The sequence below is a fragment of the Specibacter sp. NPDC078692 genome (assembly GCF_040686835.1).
Lineage (GTDB): Bacteria > Actinomycetota > Actinomycetes > Actinomycetales > Micrococcaceae > Specibacter.
The window spans coordinates 11,918-27,856 of the sequence record NZ_JBFBLV010000013.1; the positions used below are offsets into that span (position 1 = coordinate 11,918).

At 63.3% G+C, this 15,939-nt stretch carries 16 protein-coding genes and 1 tRNA gene; 7 read left to right on the forward strand and 10 right to left on the reverse strand.

Annotated elements, in window-relative coordinates:
- The first annotated feature begins 1 nt into the window (after position 1).
- From AB0O97_RS10720 to AB0O97_RS10745, 6 genes are all read left to right on the forward strand, one after another.
- Positions 2-973 carry an aldo/keto reductase gene (locus AB0O97_RS10720; protein ID WP_363882483.1) on the forward strand — a complete coding sequence of 324 codons (972 nt, stop codon included), beginning with the start codon at positions 2-4 and terminating at the stop codon, positions 971-973.
- A gap of 134 nt (positions 974-1,107) precedes the next feature.
- The gene (locus tag AB0O97_RS10725) at positions 1,108-2,070 is read left to right on the forward strand and encodes an NAD-dependent epimerase/dehydratase family protein (protein ID WP_363882486.1); all 963 of its coding nucleotides are present in this window, start codon (positions 1,108-1,110) and stop codon (positions 2,068-2,070) included.
- Positions 2,071-2,138: 68 nt separating this feature from the next.
- On the forward strand, positions 2,139-2,549 hold the full coding sequence (locus tag AB0O97_RS10730) for a TOBE domain-containing protein (RefSeq protein ID WP_363882331.1): 411 nt from the start codon (positions 2,139-2,141) through the stop codon (positions 2,547-2,549).
- Positions 2,546-3,355: a molybdate ABC transporter substrate-binding protein gene (modA, locus tag AB0O97_RS10735; protein ID WP_363882334.1), complete on the forward strand. Its 810-nt coding sequence runs from the start codon at positions 2,546-2,548 to the stop codon at positions 3,353-3,355. The genes AB0O97_RS10730 and modA overlap by 4 nt, the downstream gene beginning before the upstream one ends.
- The gene (locus AB0O97_RS10740) at positions 3,333-4,220 is read left to right on the forward strand and encodes an ABC transporter permease (protein WP_363882337.1); all 888 of its coding nucleotides are present in this window, start codon (positions 3,333-3,335) and stop codon (positions 4,218-4,220) included. Before modA ends, AB0O97_RS10740 begins: the two co-directional genes overlap by 23 nt.
- Positions 4,217-5,386, forward strand: a complete 1,170-nt coding sequence (locus AB0O97_RS10745) for an ABC transporter ATP-binding protein (protein ID WP_363882340.1) — start codon at positions 4,217-4,219, stop codon at positions 5,384-5,386. Before AB0O97_RS10740 ends, AB0O97_RS10745 begins: the two co-directional genes overlap by 4 nt.
- Positions 5,387-5,587: 201 nt before the next feature.
- On the opposite strand, the gene AB0O97_RS10750 is transcribed toward AB0O97_RS10745, so the two are convergent.
- The 8 genes from AB0O97_RS10750 to AB0O97_RS10785 form a co-directional block, all read right to left on the reverse strand.
- Positions 5,588-5,661 (reverse strand) — tRNA-Met (locus AB0O97_RS10750).
- A 200-nt stretch (positions 5,662-5,861) separates the two neighbouring features.
- Positions 5,862-6,638, reverse strand: a complete 777-nt coding sequence (locus AB0O97_RS10755) for an enoyl-CoA hydratase (RefSeq protein ID WP_363882342.1) — start codon at positions 6,636-6,638, stop codon at positions 5,862-5,864.
- Positions 6,639-6,677: 39 nt separating this feature from the next.
- Complete coding sequence (gene mmsB / locus AB0O97_RS10760; protein ID WP_363882345.1) at positions 6,678-7,640, reverse strand: 3-hydroxyisobutyrate dehydrogenase; 963 nt, start codon at positions 7,638-7,640, stop codon at positions 6,678-6,680.
- Positions 7,641-7,642: 2 nt separating this feature from the next.
- Positions 7,643-8,752 carry an enoyl-CoA hydratase/isomerase family protein gene (locus AB0O97_RS10765; RefSeq protein ID WP_363882348.1) on the reverse strand — a complete coding sequence of 370 codons (1,110 nt, stop codon included), beginning with the start codon at positions 8,750-8,752 and terminating at the stop codon, positions 7,643-7,645.
- Between the two features lie 18 nt (positions 8,753-8,770).
- Complete coding sequence (locus AB0O97_RS10770) at positions 8,771-9,907, reverse strand: acyl-CoA dehydrogenase family protein (protein ID WP_363882351.1); 1,137 nt, start codon at positions 9,905-9,907, stop codon at positions 8,771-8,773.
- Between the two features lie 112 nt (positions 9,908-10,019).
- Positions 10,020-10,973 (reverse strand): hypothetical protein, encoded by a 954-nt coding sequence (locus AB0O97_RS10775; RefSeq protein WP_363882354.1) that lies wholly within the window; start codon positions 10,971-10,973, stop codon positions 10,020-10,022.
- 259 nt (positions 10,974-11,232) lie between these two features.
- Positions 11,233-12,207, reverse strand: coding sequence for an electron transfer flavoprotein subunit alpha/FixB family protein (locus AB0O97_RS10780; protein WP_363882357.1), 975 nt, complete (start codon positions 12,205-12,207; stop codon positions 11,233-11,235).
- Positions 12,208-12,219: 12 nt separating this feature from the next.
- Positions 12,220-12,987: an electron transfer flavoprotein subunit beta/FixA family protein gene (locus tag AB0O97_RS10785; RefSeq protein ID WP_363882359.1), complete on the reverse strand. Its 768-nt coding sequence runs from the start codon at positions 12,985-12,987 to the stop codon at positions 12,220-12,222.
- Between the two features lie 129 nt (positions 12,988-13,116).
- Here AB0O97_RS10785 and AB0O97_RS10790 point away from each other — a divergent pair, with 129 nt between their 5' ends.
- Complete coding sequence (locus AB0O97_RS10790) at positions 13,117-13,647, forward strand: MarR family transcriptional regulator (RefSeq protein ID WP_363845367.1); 531 nt, start codon at positions 13,117-13,119, stop codon at positions 13,645-13,647.
- Positions 13,648-13,811: 164 nt separating this feature from the next.
- Here AB0O97_RS10790 and AB0O97_RS10795 read toward each other — a convergent pair whose 3' ends face one another.
- Both AB0O97_RS10795 and AB0O97_RS10800 read right to left on the reverse strand, forming a co-directional pair.
- Positions 13,812-14,855, reverse strand: a complete 1,044-nt coding sequence (locus AB0O97_RS10795; RefSeq protein WP_363882362.1) for an MBL fold metallo-hydrolase — start codon at positions 14,853-14,855, stop codon at positions 13,812-13,814.
- Positions 14,852-15,937: a CaiB/BaiF CoA-transferase family protein gene (locus AB0O97_RS10800; RefSeq protein WP_363845361.1), complete on the reverse strand. Its 1,086-nt coding sequence runs from the start codon at positions 15,935-15,937 to the stop codon at positions 14,852-14,854. The genes AB0O97_RS10795 and AB0O97_RS10800 overlap by 4 nt, the downstream gene beginning before the upstream one ends.
- Positions 15,938-15,939 lie beyond the last annotated feature (2 nt).

Here is a 15,939-nt window from a genome sequence, read left to right on the forward strand (position 1 = left end):
CATGTTGTACACCCAATTGGGGCGCAGCGGCCTGTCCGTTTCCACACTGTGCCTGGGTACCATGAATTTTGGCCCGCACACCGATGAGGCCGTCGCTTTCAAGATCATGGATAAGGCCCACGAGGCCGGGCTGAACTTCTTTGACACGGCCAACGGCTACGGCGGCAATGACCGCCGCGGCTGGACTGAGGAGATCATTGGCCGTTGGATTGCCCAGGGCGGAGGCCGGCGCGAGCGGACAGTGCTGGCCACCAAGGTCTACGCCAACATGACCGAGTGGCCCAATGATTCGAAGCTGTCAGCACTGAACATTCGCCGCTCCTTGGATGCTTCCCTGAAGCGTCTGCAGACCGACTACATCGATCTCTACCAGTTCCATCACGTGGACAGGAATACCCCGTGGGATGAGATCTGGCAGGCCATCGACGTCGCCGTGCAGCAGGGAAAGATCCTGTACGCCGGCAGTTCCAACTTTGCCGGCTGGCACATTGCCGCCGCGCAGGAGGCCGCAGCGCGCCGACCCGTCACCGGGCTGGTCAGTGAGCAGTCCATCTACAGCCTGTTGGAGCGCAGCGTGGAACGTGAAGTCATTCCCGCCGCCGAACACTACGGATTGGGTCTGCTTCCCTGGTCGCCGCTGCATGGCGGGCTGCTCGGTGGCGTGCTGCAAAAGCAGAACGACGGCGTCCGCAGGCTTGAGGGCCGCGCCGCCGAGGCGTTGGCCACGCACCATGACGCCATTGCCGCCTTTGAATCCTTCGCCGCGGATTTGGGGCATGCCCCGGGCGATGTGGCTTTGGCTTGGCTCATGCATCAGCCGGCCGTGACGGCACCCATTATTGGACCGCGCACCGCAGCCCAGCTCGAGGCAGGCCTGCGTGCTGTGAACCTTTCGCTGGACGCGGACGCCTTGGCCACCCTCGATAAGATCTTCCCCGGTCCGAAGACTGCCCCGGAAGACTACGCCTGGTGAGCGGCTTTAACGACGGCGTTGGCCAGGGCTTGCACCTCCGTCACGACGCGACTGGGGCCCCGGCCGATTCCCCCACTGGAGCCCCGAGCCTCGGTGGTGTTGACGGACGCTGGCGGCTCCCAGCACGGCGGGTCTTGTTCATTGGCGGAACCGGCACCATCAGCACGGCGTCAGTGGCTCGGGCTGTTGCCCTGGGGCACAACGTGACGGTGCTGAACCGCGCGGCGAGTTCCGTGCGGGCGGTTCCAGCCGGCGTCGAACAGCTTGTGGCTGATGTCCGGGATAGCGCCTCCGTTGCCGCTGCCTTGGGCACGCGAACCTTTGACGTTGTGGCGGACTTCCTCTCGTTTACACCGGCGCATGCCCGGGCGGCCGTGGAACGTTTCCGTGGGCGCACGGAACAATACTTGTTTATCAGTTCGGCCTCGGCGTACCAGAAGCCGCCGGCCCGCTTGCCCATCACGGAGTCCACTCCGCTGCGGAATCCGTTCTGGCAGTATTCGCGGGACAAGATCGCCTGTGAGGACATTTTCACGCAGGCTTACCGGGCGGAGGGATTCCCTGTCAGCCTTGTTCGCCCCTCCCACACGTACGATCACACCGCACTGCCGTTGCTGTTCGGCTGGACCGATGTGCACCGCATGCGGGCGGGGCTGCCGGTGGTGGTGCATGGCGACGGGACCTCGTTGTGGACGCTGACGCACACCAATGATTTCGCCGTGGGATTTGTGGGGCTGTTCGGGCTCCCTGTGGCGGGTGAGGCCTTCACCATCACTTCCGACGACGTGCTGCCGTGGGATGCCGTGTACCGCAGCGTTGCCGCAGCGGCCGGCGTGCCGGACCCTCTGTTGGTACATGTAGCGAGCGATAAAATCGCCGCCGTCGCTCCCGCGTTTGGGCCCGGCCTGCTGGGCGATAAAGCTCACTCTGTCATTTTCGATAACACCCGGGTCAAGTCTTTGGTGCCGGCGTTCGGCACGACTATCCGTTTTGCGGATGCGGCCCACGCGATTCTGGCCTGGCATGTTGATCACCCGGAAGCACGCGTGGTGAACGCCGAGCACATGGCACTCTCGGATCGCTTGGCCGCTCTATAAGCGACGATGGTGGCGTTTGCGGTGTAATTTACCCCCCTATTCCGCATATGAGGTTATAGACTGCGAATATGACACTTATTCGCGTTTCAGAGGCGGCCCGTTTTCTGGGCGTGAGCGACGATACCGTCCGGCGGTGGCTGGATAACGGCACCCTGACCGGCCACAAGGACAAGCAGGGCAAACTTGTGGTGGACGGGCTTGAGCTGGCTGAGCTGGCCAAGTCCCAATCGATGCTCCCGATGGACCCCACCGGCGTGGGCAGTTCGGCGCGGAACCGCTTCGTTGGGCTCGTTACCAACATCACCATGGATAAGGTCATGGCCCAGGTGGAGCTTCAATGCGGCCCCTTCCGCGTGGTGTCCCTGATGAGCAGTGAAGCGGTACGGGACCTAAAACTTGAACCCGGCTCCGTGGCAACCGCCGTGGTCAAATCAACCAACGTCATCATTGAAGTACCGAGCGGTGGAAAACACTCGTGAAACTCCCCTTCAAAAGACTCTCAGCGGTGGCCGCGGCCGCAGTTCTGACCGTATCGCTGGCATCATGCGCTGCCGCCAGTGACACCTCCGCCTCTCCGACAGCCGGAACGTCAGCGGCTGCCCCTGAACTGTCGGACACCTTGACCGTGTTCGCGGCCGCATCGCTGAAGACTACCTTTACGGATCTGGCCGCCGCCTTCGAGGCTGCTCATCCGAAGGTCAAAGTGTCACTGAGTTTTGATGGCTCTTCTACGCTGGTCACGCAGATCACCCAGGGCGCCCCGGCGGATGTGTTTGCCTCCGCTGATACCAAGAACATGACCAAGCTCAGCGATGCCAAGATGGCAGCCGGGGAACCCGTTGACTTTGCCACCAACGTATTGACATTGGTAGTTCCGCCGACAAACCCAGCCAACATTGCCAGCTTTGCCGATGCCGCCAAGCCCGGCACCAAATTGGTGATCTGCGCCGCTCAGGTCCCGTGCGGTGCCGCTGCACTCTCCGATGCAACGAACGCGGGCCTGACCCTGGCACCGGTCAGCGAAGAACTGAACGTCACCAGCGTGCTTGGCAAGGTCATCTCGGGCGAGGCAGACGCCGGACTGGTTTATGTCACCGACGCAAAATCCGCAGGGAAGAAGGTCAAGGAAATTCCTCTCAAACTCGCGACTCCCACAGTCAACGACTACCCCATTGTTGCCGTGGAAGGTTCAAAGCAGCAGGAACTTGCCAAAGCATTCATCGCGTTGGTGACTGCTCCGGAAGGACAGCAGGTGCTCCAGGATGCAGGTTTTGGCACCCCGTAATAGCCCTCGCCGAGCCGGGGAGCCGTGGCAGTTCCAGGCGGTTCCCCAGTGGGTTTACCTGCTCGCGGCAGTGGGTGCGTTGTTCATTCTGCTGCCCCTTGTCGGCATGGTCGCCCAGGTGGACTGGGCTGCGTTCATCCCCCTGATTAGCTCGGAATCCTCCGTAGCCGCGCTAGGTCTCAGCCTGAAAACTGCCGCCGCCAGCACCGTTTTGTGCATCATTTTTGGCGTCCCCTTGGCCCTGGTCCTGGCCCGGGCACGCTTTCGCGGCCAGGGTGTTTTGCGTGCGCTGATCCTACTGCCACTGGTGGTACCGCCGGTGGTGGGCGGCTTGGCCTTGCTCTTTACTTTTGGTCGCGTTGGATTAATTGGCCAGACGTTGAGTACTTTCGGCATCGACATTGCGTTTTCCACAACAGCCGTGGTCATGGCTCAGGCGTTTGTGGCATTGCCGTTTCTGGTGCTCAGCCTTGAAGGTTCATTGCGGACCGCCGGGCAAAAGTACGAGGCCGTGGCCGCCACTCTGGGCGCCCGGCCTTCAACCGTTCTGCGCAGAATTACACTACCCCTGGTGCTGCCGGGTTTGGTCTCAGGAGCGGTGTTGGCGTTCGCGCGAAGCCTAGGCGAATTTGGTGCCACACTCACCTTCGCCGGTAGCCTTCAAGGCGTCACCCGCACACTGCCCCTGGAGATTTACCTGCAGCGCGAGACGGACCCCGACGCTGCCGTTGCCCTCTCCTTTCTGCTGATCGCCGTGGCCCTGATAGTGGTGATCCTGGCGTACCGCACGCCCCGTTCGCCCATCCGGGCAGCTGTTCGCGGAACCAGTACCGACCCCGTCCCTGCTCAGGAAGTGCTGCCATGACACTGGAGCTGAGTATTGCCATCGGGGCCCGTAATCTTGAACTGAGCTTGAGCGTTGGCCCCACCGAAACCGTCGCGCTCATGGGGGCCAACGGCGCTGGGAAGTCCTCCGTCATGCAGGCCCTGTCCGGGCTGGTGAAGCCCGATTCCGGTGACGCCACCTTGGGCGGGCGGACACTGTTCCGCTTGGGTTCTGCCAATACTGGCGCTCCTGCCAGTACTGGCGCTCCGGACAGTACTGGCACGTCTGGCAGTACTGGCACGTCGTGGCTGCCGCCGCATGAGCGCGGTATTGGCACACTAGCCCAGGAACCCCTTCTATTTCCGCACCTGAGCGTCTTGGACAATGTGGCGTTTGGGCCGCGAAGCCGAGGCGCCACGAAGGCTGCTGCCGCGAAAACTGCCTGGCACTGGCTGCGTGAAGTGGACGCTGCAGATTTAGCCGGACGCAAACCCTCTCAGCTCTCCGGCGGGCAGGCGCAACGCGTGGCACTAGCCCGGGCACTGGCCACCAATCCTGAACTGCTTCTGCTCGATGAGCCCATGGCGGCGCTGGATGTCAACACCACCCCGTTTCTGCGCAGCCTCCTCAAACGGGTTTTGGTCGGCAGGCGCGCCATTATCGTCACCCACGACGTCCTCGACGCGCTCATGCTCGCAGACCGGATCATCGTCATGGAGCGCGGGCGGATCGTAGAATCAGGCCCCACCGCCGCGGTGCTGGCCCACCCGCGCAGCTCCTTCGCGGCCTCCTTGGCCGGGCTCAATGTCCTTACCGGTTCCCTGTCCGGTCCCACTCTTTTAACGTCCGACGGCGTCTTGGTCACCGGACGTCCGGCCGGCGGCACAGGTTCAGATTCAACACGTATTCCTTCCCAAGCACTTCCGGCAAACCTAGTACCTCCGGCAGAGGGTGGGCCAGAGGGCCTGGCCGCGTTCCCGCCGTCGTCCGTGTCAGTATTCTTGGCACCGCCGGTAGGAAGCCCACGCAACTGCTTCAAGGTGAAGGTCAGTGAACTCGAGCCTCAGGGCGGGCATATCCGGGTCCGGGCGTCAGGACTCGCCGCCGATGTCTCCGCCGCCGCCATCGCTGAATTGGGGCTGGAGCCGGGAGCCGAGGTGTTCTTCGTGGTCAAGGCCGCCGAAGTGGTCCTGTACCCGGCCTGAACCGAGTTCCAGACTCTCCACTCATTCGAAACTGCAGCTGATGCGGTCAAAACACGATTTTGGTCGCATCAGCTGCAGTTTCGAATTCGGGATCCGGGATTCGGGATTCGGGATTCGGGATCCGCATCATCCGCAGTCCCGATTTCCACTGGGCGTACACGAAAAACCCCCGACCGTGTGGTCGAGGGTTTTCCTCATCTGTTGCGGGGACAGGATTTGAACCTGTGACCTCCGGGTTATGAGCCCGGCGAGCTACCGAACTGCTCCACCCCGCGTTGCGTCCTCAACAGTACATGTCTTTGGCCGAATCACCAACTCGAGAGGCTCCTGAGGCTCCCGAGGCTCCTTTTCGCTTATTCGCTGCTCGAGTGTTCACATCATGTACGTTTGGGCCCCGAAAAACCCAAAAAGCGTGCCCTAAGTGAACACTCGAGCGGCGCCCAGGGACCAGAAGGGTTCCTAGTGGTGCTCGTTCTTATTGATGCTTGAAGTTGGCTGCACGCTTCTCGGTGAAAGCTGCCATGCCCTCTTTTTGGTCTTCCGTGGCGAAACACGAGTAAATGCCGCGCCGCTCATGCCGCACGCCCTCAGCCAGGGTGGTCTCGAAGGCTGCATTAACCGCCTCCTTGGCTATCATGGCCACGGGCTTGGACATCGAGGCGATGGTCTCAGCCGTGGCCAGGGCGTCCTCCAACAGTGAAGCTACGGGTACTACGCGGGCCACGAGTCCGGCCTGCTCGGCTTCCACGGCGCCCATGACCCGGCCGGTGAGCACCATTTCCATGGCCTTGGCCTTGCCGATGGCGCGAGTCAGTCGCTGCGAGCCGCCCATACCGGGGATGACCCCAAGCTTGATTTCGGGCTGGCCGAATTTCGCGTTGTCGGCGGCAATGATGAAATCTGCAATCATGGCCAGCTCACAGCCACCGCCCAATGCGTGGCCCGCCACAGCAGCGATGATGGGCGTGCGAACCCGGGCCAGCTCATCCCATGCTGAGAACCAATTGCTTAGGTACATGTCCACGGAGGTCTTGTCAGCCATCTCTTTGATGTCTGCCCCGGCAGCGAAGGCACGTGAGGACCCGGTGATGACGATGGCGCCGATTCCTGCATCGGCGTCAAAAGCCTGCGCCGCTGCGAGGATCTCCCAACCCATTGCGTCGCTCAAGGCGTTGAGTGCTTCAGGGCGATTGAGCGTAATCAGGCCCACGCGGCCGCGTTGTTCGGTCAGGATAAGGGAAGGCTGTGTCATAAAAACAAGTTCCGTTCGGTTCAAGGTTGATGAAAAGTTCTAGTCGGTTACAGGGTGGTCTGAGGCTGCCCTGATGCTGTTGATGATCCCGGAGAAGTCCGTCCCTGCACCTCCGTCTAGGGTGAACTCGCGGTAGATTTCCTCGGCGGAGCGGCCCAGCACAGCATCGACACCGGTGGCATTGAGCGCTTCCACGGCCAGCCCCAGGTCCTTGGCCATCAGTGCTCCGGCGAATCCGGGAACGTAATCGCGGTTGGCCGGGCTGGTGGGTACGGGGCCGGGAACCGGACAGTTGGTGGTCAATGCCCAGCATTGTCCTGAGGCGTTGGCGGCCACATCGTACAACGCCTGATGCGTCAGTCCCAGTTTTTCACCCAGGACGAAGGCCTCGCTGACGGCGATCATGGAGACGCCCAGAATCATGTTGTTGCAGACCTTGGCAGCCTGTCCGGCGCCCGGTCCGCCGCAGTGCACGATCCTCCGCCCCATCACCTCAAAAATGGAAGCTGCCGCGACAAAGTCATCCTCGGAGCCACCCACCATGAACGTCAGAGTCCCAGCTTCGGCGCCCATCACTCCGCCGGACACGGGAGCATCCAAGCCGCGGTGGCCACCGGCAACCACCATCTCGTGGGCCGTGCGGGCATCCTCCACCGAAATGGTGGAACACTCCAAGAACAAGGCCCCCGGCTTGGCTGCAGCCAGCAAACCTCCGCCAGGTCCATCGCCCTCAAACGCGGCAAAAACATGCTTTCCGGCTGGCAGCATCGTGATGATGACATCGGCTCCCAGCGCGGCCGCAGCCGACGATTCGGCCACCACCACACCTGCCGGAGCGGCCGCTTCCAACGCAGCCGGCACCACGTCGAAGCCCGTCACGGAGTATCCGGCCGACACCAGATTCGCGGCCATGGGTCCGCCCATGTGCCCGAGGCCTATGAAGGCAATTGCAGTATCTCGAGCGTCCCTAGCATCCTGGCGGCCCGCATTGTCCTGGTTCATGGTCAGATCCCTTTCGCAGTGTTTACCGGTGATGTATTCTCAGATGCAGTGCCGTCCACAGCACTCTTGTGCGGAGCCGTCAGCCCCAACTCCAGCGCCCCCAAATCGGCAAACGCACCTGCCACCACAGCGCTCCCAACCTCGGACAGCGTTGCTGGCTGCCATGCAGGGTTCCGATCCTTATCCACCAACTGCGCCCGGATACCCTCGGCAAAATCAGGCCAGCGCAACGCCCGCAGCGAGACCCGGAATTCCTGATTCAGCGCCTCCTCCAGCGAGCCCGCCAGCCGCGCCCGCCGCAGCGCCGCCAAGGTCACTGTCACGGCCGTGGGCGACTTCCCCGCAATAGTCTCCCCCGCCGCCGAAGCCGCGGGGTCACCCATGGAAGCCAACCGCTCAAGGATGGTCCCGGCGTCGTCCGGGGCATACGCCTCATCAATCCACCACCTCTGCCGGGCCAACGCGGATTCCGGCGGAACCTGCCCATAACGTCCAACGACGGCACTTGCCTCACGCTGCGCCAGCTCGGCTACCAGCGTGGGCAGGACGGCGGAATCGACGTAGTGGCCGGCCAGTCCCATGGCGATGGCGTCGGCCCCGCTGAACATGGCGCCGGTCAGTGCCGCGTGGACGCCCAACTCCCCGGGAGCGTGTGCCAGCAGCCAGGTGCCGCCCACGTCCGGGACGAATCCAATGCCAGTTTCCGGCATGCCGATCCGGGAGCGTTCGGTCACGATCCGATGCGAGGCGTGTGCGGAAATCCCCACGCCGCCGCCCAAAACCACCCCGTCCATCAGCGTGACAATGGGTTTGGGATAGCGCTTGATCCGGGCGTTGAGATGGTATTCATCGCGCCAGAACGTCTCGCTGGAATCACCGCCGCTGCGGGCATCGTGGTAGATCGAGACAATGTCCCCGCCCGCGCATAATCCCCGCTCCCCCGCGCCGGAGATGAGAACGGTTGAGACGGCAGGGTCGTTTTCCCACTCATCCAGGGCGCCCGCCACCGCGGTGATCATCGCGTGGTTCAGTGCGTTCATAGCCGCTGGCCGGTTCAGGATCAGGTGTCCCAGCTGGCCGGTGCGCTCGACGAGAACGTCGTTGTGGTCCATGTTTGTATCCTCCACGGTTCAGCGCTCCACGGCCAGGCGGCCAATGATCAAACGCATGATTTCATTGCTGCCTTCAAGAATTTGGTGCACGCGCAGGTCCCGGACCAGTTTTTCCAGTCCGTACTCGCTGAGATAGCCGTAGCCGCCGTGCAGTTGCAGGGCCTGGTTGGCCACCTGAAATCCGGCGTCAGTGGCGACGAGTTTGGCCATGGCACACAGCTTCACGGTGTCGGGGGCGCCGGCGTCGAGCGCTTGTGCGGCACGGACCAGCATGGTCCGCGAGAGCTCCAGATCGGTGTCCATCTGAGCAATTTCAAAGAGCAGGTGCTGCTTTTCAATGAGCGGGCCCCCGAAGGCTTGACGCTCCTTCAAGTACGCGATGGACTGCTCCAAGGCGGCCCTTCCGCCGCCGAGTGAGCAGGCGCCGATGTTCACGCGTCCGCCGTTGAGGCCCTTCATGGCGATGCCAAAACCGTCTCCTTCTTCGCCGAGCCGATTCCCTACCGGGATGCGCACATCCTGGAAAACTACTTGGCGTGTGGGTTGGGCCCGCCAGCCCATTTTCTTCTCATTCGCACCGAAGCTGAGGCCCTTGACATCTGCAGGAACCACGACGGCGGTGATCCCCCTTGCGCCTTTGTCAGCTGTCCGAACCATCACCAAATACCAGGCGGAGGAGCCGGCGCCGGAGATGAATTGTTTGGTTCCGTTGAGGATGTAATGATCGCCGTCGCGCACGGCCCGGGTGGTGATGGCTGCAGCGTCGGACCCCACGCCGGGTTCGGAGAGGCAGTAGCTGGTCAGCTCTGTCATGGCCGTGATGCCCGGCAGCCAAGCGGCGCGCTGCTCTTGGTTGCCGAAGGCGTCAATCATCCAGGCCACCATGTTGTGGATGGAGATATAGGCGGCGATGGTGGGGTCTACGGCGGCCAGCTCTTCAAAGATCAATAAGGCATCCACCCGGCTCAGCCCGGATCCGCCATACTCTTCCCCCACATAGATGCCGCCCATGCCCAGAGCTCCGGCTTCGGCCAGCACATCGACGGGGAAGTGTTTTTCCTCGTCCCACGCGGCCGTATGGGGAGCCATGGCAGTGGCTGCGAAATCGCGCACCATCTCCACCACGGCCTGTTGATCGGCAGTCTGCTCGTTCATGGGGTGCCTCCTTCTACCGCGTCCTTGCGGTATGGGTGGTTAGCTGGCGGTCCCTAGGATGTGGGGCCGCCGTGGGGCCGGACACCTGAGGTGAGGTGTCCGGCGTCGTACTTTATTTGGTGACCTTGCCCATCAGGGATGCGACGGGGCGCAGGAACAGCGGCTGGGCCAGGAACCAGGCGGCGGCCATGACCACCAGGGAGCCGGCGAAGATGCCGAAGCCCCACCAGTTGACCACGTCGGAGGAGGTATACATGTGGTTCAGGTTGCGCAGGGCGCCGGTGGCCAGGACCAGGGTGACATGCACAATGATGAACAAGACGAAGTAGAGCATGACCGGGAAGTGCAGTGCGCGGGCGGCTGTGATGGGGTAGATCTTGTTCAGCGTGGCGGCGTTTTTGGGCCACGCGCCGGACATGCGCAGGCCGGTGATAATGGCCAGGGGCGCGGCGATGAAGACAGTGATGAAGTAGGTCAGCAGTTGCAGGCCGTTGTAGTTGACCCAGCCGTTGTCGGTGGGCCAATTCAGGGAGAGGTACTGCAGGCCGGCCGAGATGGCGTTGGGGAACACATCCCAGCTGGTGGGCACGATGCGCATCCACTGGCCGGTTGCGAAGAGAACGACGATGAAGATGGCGCCGTTGAGCACCCAGAGGGCGTCGAGCGTCAAGTGGAACCAGAGGTCCAGGCTGATCTTCGTGGGGGCGTTCTTGGTTTTGATGGCCCCCTTGTTGTTGCGGATCCAGTGCGCGGCCGGGCGCTTGGTGGTGCGCACCTGCCAGCCGGAGCGGATGATCAGCAGGATCAAGAACATGTTGATGAAGTGCTGCCAGCCCAGCCACGCCGGGAGACCCACGGGTGCGCTGGCGGGCAGTTCGGAGTGACCTGGGTAGCTCTCCATGAAGTCTTTGACGCCGTCAAGGCCTGTCAGCCAGCGTGCTGCTAGGACGGCAATGGCGAACAGTATGACTAATCCGGCTGCGGACACGCCGATTTTTGCCCAGAGGCCCAGGGCTTTCCAACGCTCGGAGACGCCGGCGGCCTGCTTATTCTTGGGGGTCGACATGGTCTTGAATCCTCTTTCACATGCTCCCAGTGGAAGCAGCCGGGCGGTGTCGGCACCGCTTTGCAACAGTTACTATTTGTAGCATTTATTTGTAGCAGTTTTGGGTGTGTTTCCATCCATTGTCCGTCATGGACCGCCACGCACTGCAGCGCCGCCCCTTCTGTGGAGCAGTGGCGGCTCCGCAGTGGTCCGGGGGAACTCCCGGGGTCCTTGCCCGGGTCCTCTCGAGGCGGCTAGCCTGGGAGGATCCCCGGGGCGGCTAGCCTTCGCGGGCGGCGAGGGCTTCAATCAGCTGCGGTACAACGGTGAATACATCGCCCACGATCCCGAAGTCGGCTACATCAAAGATGGGCGAATCGCCGTCCTTGTTGATGGCCACGATGGTCTTGGCGGTCTGCATGCCGGCCCGGTGCTGGATGGCCCCGGAAATGCCCAGCGCAATGTACAACTGCGGGGAGACGCTCACACCTGTCTGGCCCACCTGCGCATGCTGGTCAACGTAGCCGGCATCGACGGCTGCGCGGGAAGCACCAATGGCCGCTCCAAGCGCGTCGGCCAGTTGCTCCACCAGCACAAAGCTTTCCTTGGAGCCCAGGCCGCGTCCGCCGGAGACCACCGTTTTGGCGGTGCGCAGTTCGGGGCGGCTGGCGGTGGCCAGGGCGTCATTGACGGCCGTCACCTGTGCACCGGGAACCGTGCCGGGCAGGGCTGATGTGACCACTTCGACGGCGCCGCCCCCTTCTGTGGGGGCACCGTCGATGGCGCCCTGGCGGACAGTGATGATGGGCAGGCCGCCCTCCACTGCCGATTCCACGTCATAGGCGCCGCCAAAGATGGAGTGCCCGGCCACGATGCGGTCGCCGTCGCTACGTACTGAGACGACGTCGTTGAGCATGGCGCCGCCCACCCTGACGGCGAGGCGGGCGGCAACTTCGCGGCCGTCCACCGAGTTGGATACCAGAACGGCGGCCGGTGCGTAGGCGGCAACGGCGACTTCCAGGGCTTCCACGGCCGGTCCTGTCAGCACCGAAGCTGCCTGGTCGCTGACGCCGAGGTGGATCACGGCGGCGCCGGCCTGGCCCAGCTGCACTGTCGTTTCGGGGCTCAGTTCTTTGTCGCTGGCAACAACGGCCACGGGCGTCCCGAGGGAGGCGGCCGCTGCCAGCAGGCCCTTGGCGGAGGCGGCAACCGCACCTGCGTGGGTCAATTCAATGAGAGTCAGAATATTTGCCATGGTGGTGCCTTCCTAGACCAAGCGGTTTTCAATGAGGTAGCCGGCTAGCTGCGTGCCGGCCGTGCCGTCGTCTTCAATCTTGCGGCCAGCCTCGCGGGCGGGGCGCTCGCTATGGGAGAGCACGACCGCGTGGGCCGGGGTTGCTGCCACGTCAAGATCGGCGACGCTGAGGGTGGTGACGGGCTTGCGCTTGGCCGTCAGGATGCCCTTGAAGTTGGGGAAGCGGGCCTCGGCGGTCCGCTCGGTCACGGTAACCACGGCGGGCAGCGCTGCGGTGATTTGCAGCGATCCGCTGTCCCCCGAACGCTCGCCACTGACTTTTCCGCCGCCAAGTTCGACGGCGTTGAGCCCACCTACCAGCGGCAGGCCCAGGTGTTCGGCGATCATGGCCGGAACCACGCCGCCTCGGCCGTCCGTTGACTCATTGCCTGCCACAATCACGTCGGCGTTGGTGCTGCGGAGCGCCGCGGCGAGCACCGCGGCGGTGCGGGCCGCATCCGAGCCGGCCAATCCGCCGTCGAGCACGTGAATTCCGGAATCCGCACCCATGGACAGTGCCTTGCGGATGGCCTTGGTGGCTTCATCCGGTCCCATGGAGAGCACCACGATTTCGGTGGATTTGTCGGCGTCCTTCACACGCAGGGCCACCTCGAGGGCGCGCTCATTGATCTCGTCGACGAGGTTGTCCGCGGCATCGCGATCCAGCCATCCGGTGGCCGGCACGAGCGTGCGTTCCTCCGCCGTGTCAGGCACCTGTTTTATCAAAACTGCGATCTTCATTGATTGCCCCTTCAGCCTTTGTGTTGTCGGTCTCATTGGAAGAATACTAGGTAGTACTAGTATTTACTAGGGATCCCAAGTAAATTGTTGTTTCAGCTGCTTTCCATCCCCGTTGAGAAAGGACGTGCCGTGGCCACCCCGCTGCCCATGGATCCCATTGCCGAGGCCAAGCGCCAGTGGATTGCCCACGGCTGGGCCGATGCCGCCGACGCCATGGCCGCGTTCTCCTCCGTCATGCGAGCCCACCAGCTCATGTACAGCCGGGTCGACGCCGTTTTGAAGCCGCTGGGTTTGTCCTACGCCCGGTTGGAGTTGCTGCGGTTGCTGTCTTTCACGCGCGACGGCGCCCTGCCGATGGCCAGTGCCAGCGCGCGCCTGCAGGTGCATCCCACGTCCGTGACCAGCGTTGTTGACCGGCTGGAGCGCGATGCGCTTGTGCACCGCGAGGCCCACCCCACCGACGGACGTGCCACCCTGGTGGTGCTGACCGAGGCAGGACGGGTGCTGGTGGAGGAAGCCACCACGGTCCTGAATGCTGATGTGTTCGCATCACCTGGCATCCCCGCCGCCGATCTGCGGACTATGACGGCCATCCTGGCCCGCTTCCGCCGCGACTCCGGGGACTTCATCGACCCCCTCCCATACCCCGACCCCCTCTAGACGCCGCACCACTTTCCGGCCCTTTCCTTCCGACGCCGCACCACCTTCCGGCCCTTGGCGCCAAACGCTCCCGTAACCGGCAGCTTCGGCACCGCCACCCGGCAATGAAGGTGGTGCGGCGTCAGGGAAAACACGCCGGAAGGTGGTGCGGCGTCAGGGATCTGTCACGGGCGGGCCGGGGTGGGGGTGCCGCGGCTGACTTCGATGCCCACCTCCCGGCCCTGCTTCTGCAGATACACCAAATGACTGGCTGTTTCTGCGAGCGCTAGGCGCAGCGTGAACCCGCGCAGGGACTCGAAGCCGCGCGACCAGGTCAACTCCTTGGACACCTCCCACACGTTTGCTGCAGCACCGGAGTCCAGCACCGCGATGACCTCCCGGGAGCGTTCCAGAGTGTGCTCCGTCAGCTCTGCCACGCGGTCCATCAGCCCCAAGAATCGGTATTCATGAGCCGGCAGCACTTCCATATCGGCGCCGGCACCCATGATTTCCAATGAGTTGAAATAGTCACCCAACGGGTTCAGCTGTCCTTGAGCTTCCAAGGAAACGTGCGGGGTGATGCGTGGCAGTACGTGGTCCCCGGTGAGAATGAGCTGGTTCGCCTCATCCACCAAGCAGATATGGCCGGGTGTGTGCCCGGGCGTTGACAACACCCGCACCGTGATCCCTGCAACCGGTAGCAGCTCGCCGTCGACTAGCCGGATTTGCGGCTCCGCAACCATGGTCATCTGAGCCCACGTCTCAGTTTGGAAACTGACCTCGTCGAGGAACTCGGCAGGCACACCCCAAGCTGCAAACTGTTCTCGGTCTTCGACGACAAAGCGGGCCGGATCGCCACGCCACTGCGCAGGCAACGGCTCGTGCTCCCCCAACGCCACCGGGGCACCCGATGCTTCCCGAAGGCGTGCCGCCATACCTAAATGGTCCGGATGAAAGTGTGTGACAACGATGGCCGTAATCTGTTGGGGTGCGACGCCCGCAGCAGCCAGCCCCGCAGTGAGAGACTCCCACCCCTCAGCTGAGTCCCACCCCGGATCCACCAGAGCAGCCTCCCCATTTCCCACCAACAGATAGGACAGTGTGTAGCGCATCGGGTTACCAATGAAGGGCACTGGAATGGACCAGACGCCGGGACGAATCTCCTCGACAGGCGGCATGACTTTGGCCTGCCAGGCCTGGAACTGTGCCGGGGCCGTTACGGTGATCACGATGTCCTCCAAGAGCTCAGAATGCTTGCAAAATCAATATCGCCCACGGGCTCTCTGGCCTCAGACGCCGTCCGAGAAAAGCGGGGCGCCGGCGCGGCAGCTATCTGCCGACCCGTACCCGAGAAGGTGCCGCGAGCGCTCAAATGGGTGTTCTCGGCAGCCTCTGCGTACGTGAGCACGGGCGTCACGCAAGCGTCGACGCCGTCGAAGGTTTGCGCCCACTCATCCCGGCTCCGGACCGCAAAGGCAGCAGAGAATACATCCGCAAGAGCTGGCCACTGGCGCGGATTGTCCCGGTCCGGCAGCCCTGCGGCGGACAGGCCCAACCCCTCCAGAAGAAGGGCGTAAAACTGCGGCTCGATGGCACCGACGGCAACATGGCCGCCGTCGGCGCATTCATACGTCCGGTAGAACGGGGCGGCACCATCGAGCAGGTTCGCGGCCCGGGTATCGCTCCACATGTTCACGGAGCGTAATTCCAGGATGATCTGGGAGAGCACGCTGACGCCGTCCACCATGGCGGCATCCACCACCTGCCCGCATCCCGAACGCTCGCGTTCCCACAGGGCTGCCAAGATTCCGGTCAGCACAAACATGGAACCGCCACCAAAATCCCCCACCAAATTCAGGGGTGGCACAGGTGCTGCGGCCGGACCCATAGCGTGCAGGGCCCCGGTCAGCGCAATGTAGTTGATGTCGTGCCCGGCCTGCTGAGCCATGGGACCGTTCTGCCCCCAACCCGTCATCCGCCCATACACCAGACGCGGATTCAGAGCGAGGCATTCGCGAGGCCCCAGCCCCAGCCGTTCGGTGGCCCCGGGCCGGAAGCCCTCCAAAAACACATCAGCCTCTGCCACCAGCGCAAGTACCCCGGCGAGATCCGCAGGGTCCTTCAGGTTCGCCCGGACGGTGGTGCGGCCGCGCTGCAGGTGAGTGCCGACGTCGTACCCGCCAACGGGAGGCGCGGGCCCAACCACCCGCACCACCGCAGCACCCATGTCCGCCAACATCATGGCAGCATGCGGGGCCGGCCCCATGGCGGATAGTTCCACCACCTTCAAACCCTGCAATGGACCAGTCATGG

Bases quoted from the DNA above. Each gene is read 5' to 3' on its own strand.
- AB0O97_RS10770 (WP_363882351.1), bottom strand. From the start codon at position 9,907: ATGAACGAGCAGACTGCCGATCAACAGGCCGTGGTGGAGATGGTGCGC.
- mmsB (WP_363882345.1), bottom strand. From the start codon at position 7,640: ATGAACCAGGACAATGCGGGCCGCCAGGATGCTAGGGACGCTCGAGAT.
- AB0O97_RS10785 (WP_363882359.1), bottom strand. From the start codon at position 12,987: ATGAAGATCGCAGTTTTGATAAAACAGGTGCCTGACACGGCGGAGGAA.
- AB0O97_RS10730 (WP_363882331.1), top strand. From the start codon at position 2,139: ATGACACTTATTCGCGTTTCAGAGGCGGCCCGTTTTCTGGGCGTGAGC.
- AB0O97_RS10755 (WP_363882342.1), bottom strand. From the start codon at position 6,638: ATGACACAGCCTTCCCTTATCCTGACCGAACAACGCGGCCGCGTGGGC.
- AB0O97_RS10780 (WP_363882357.1), bottom strand. From the start codon at position 12,207: ATGGCAAATATTCTGACTCTCATTGAATTGACCCACGCAGGTGCGGTT.
- AB0O97_RS10765 (WP_363882348.1), bottom strand. From the start codon at position 8,752: ATGGACCACAACGACGTTCTCGTCGAGCGCACCGGCCAGCTGGGACAC.
- AB0O97_RS10720 (WP_363882483.1), top strand. From the start codon at position 2: ATGTTGTACACCCAATTGGGGCGCAGCGGCCTGTCCGTTTCCACACTG.
- AB0O97_RS10740 (WP_363882337.1), top strand. From the start codon at position 3,333: ATGCAGGTTTTGGCACCCCGTAATAGCCCTCGCCGAGCCGGGGAGCCG.
- AB0O97_RS10745 (WP_363882340.1), top strand. From the start codon at position 4,217: ATGACACTGGAGCTGAGTATTGCCATCGGGGCCCGTAATCTTGAACTG.
- AB0O97_RS10800 (WP_363845361.1), bottom strand. From the start codon at position 15,937: ATGACTGGTCCATTGCAGGGTTTGAAGGTGGTGGAACTATCCGCCATG.
- AB0O97_RS10775 (WP_363882354.1), bottom strand. From the start codon at position 10,973: ATGTCGACCCCCAAGAATAAGCAGGCCGCCGGCGTCTCCGAGCGTTGG.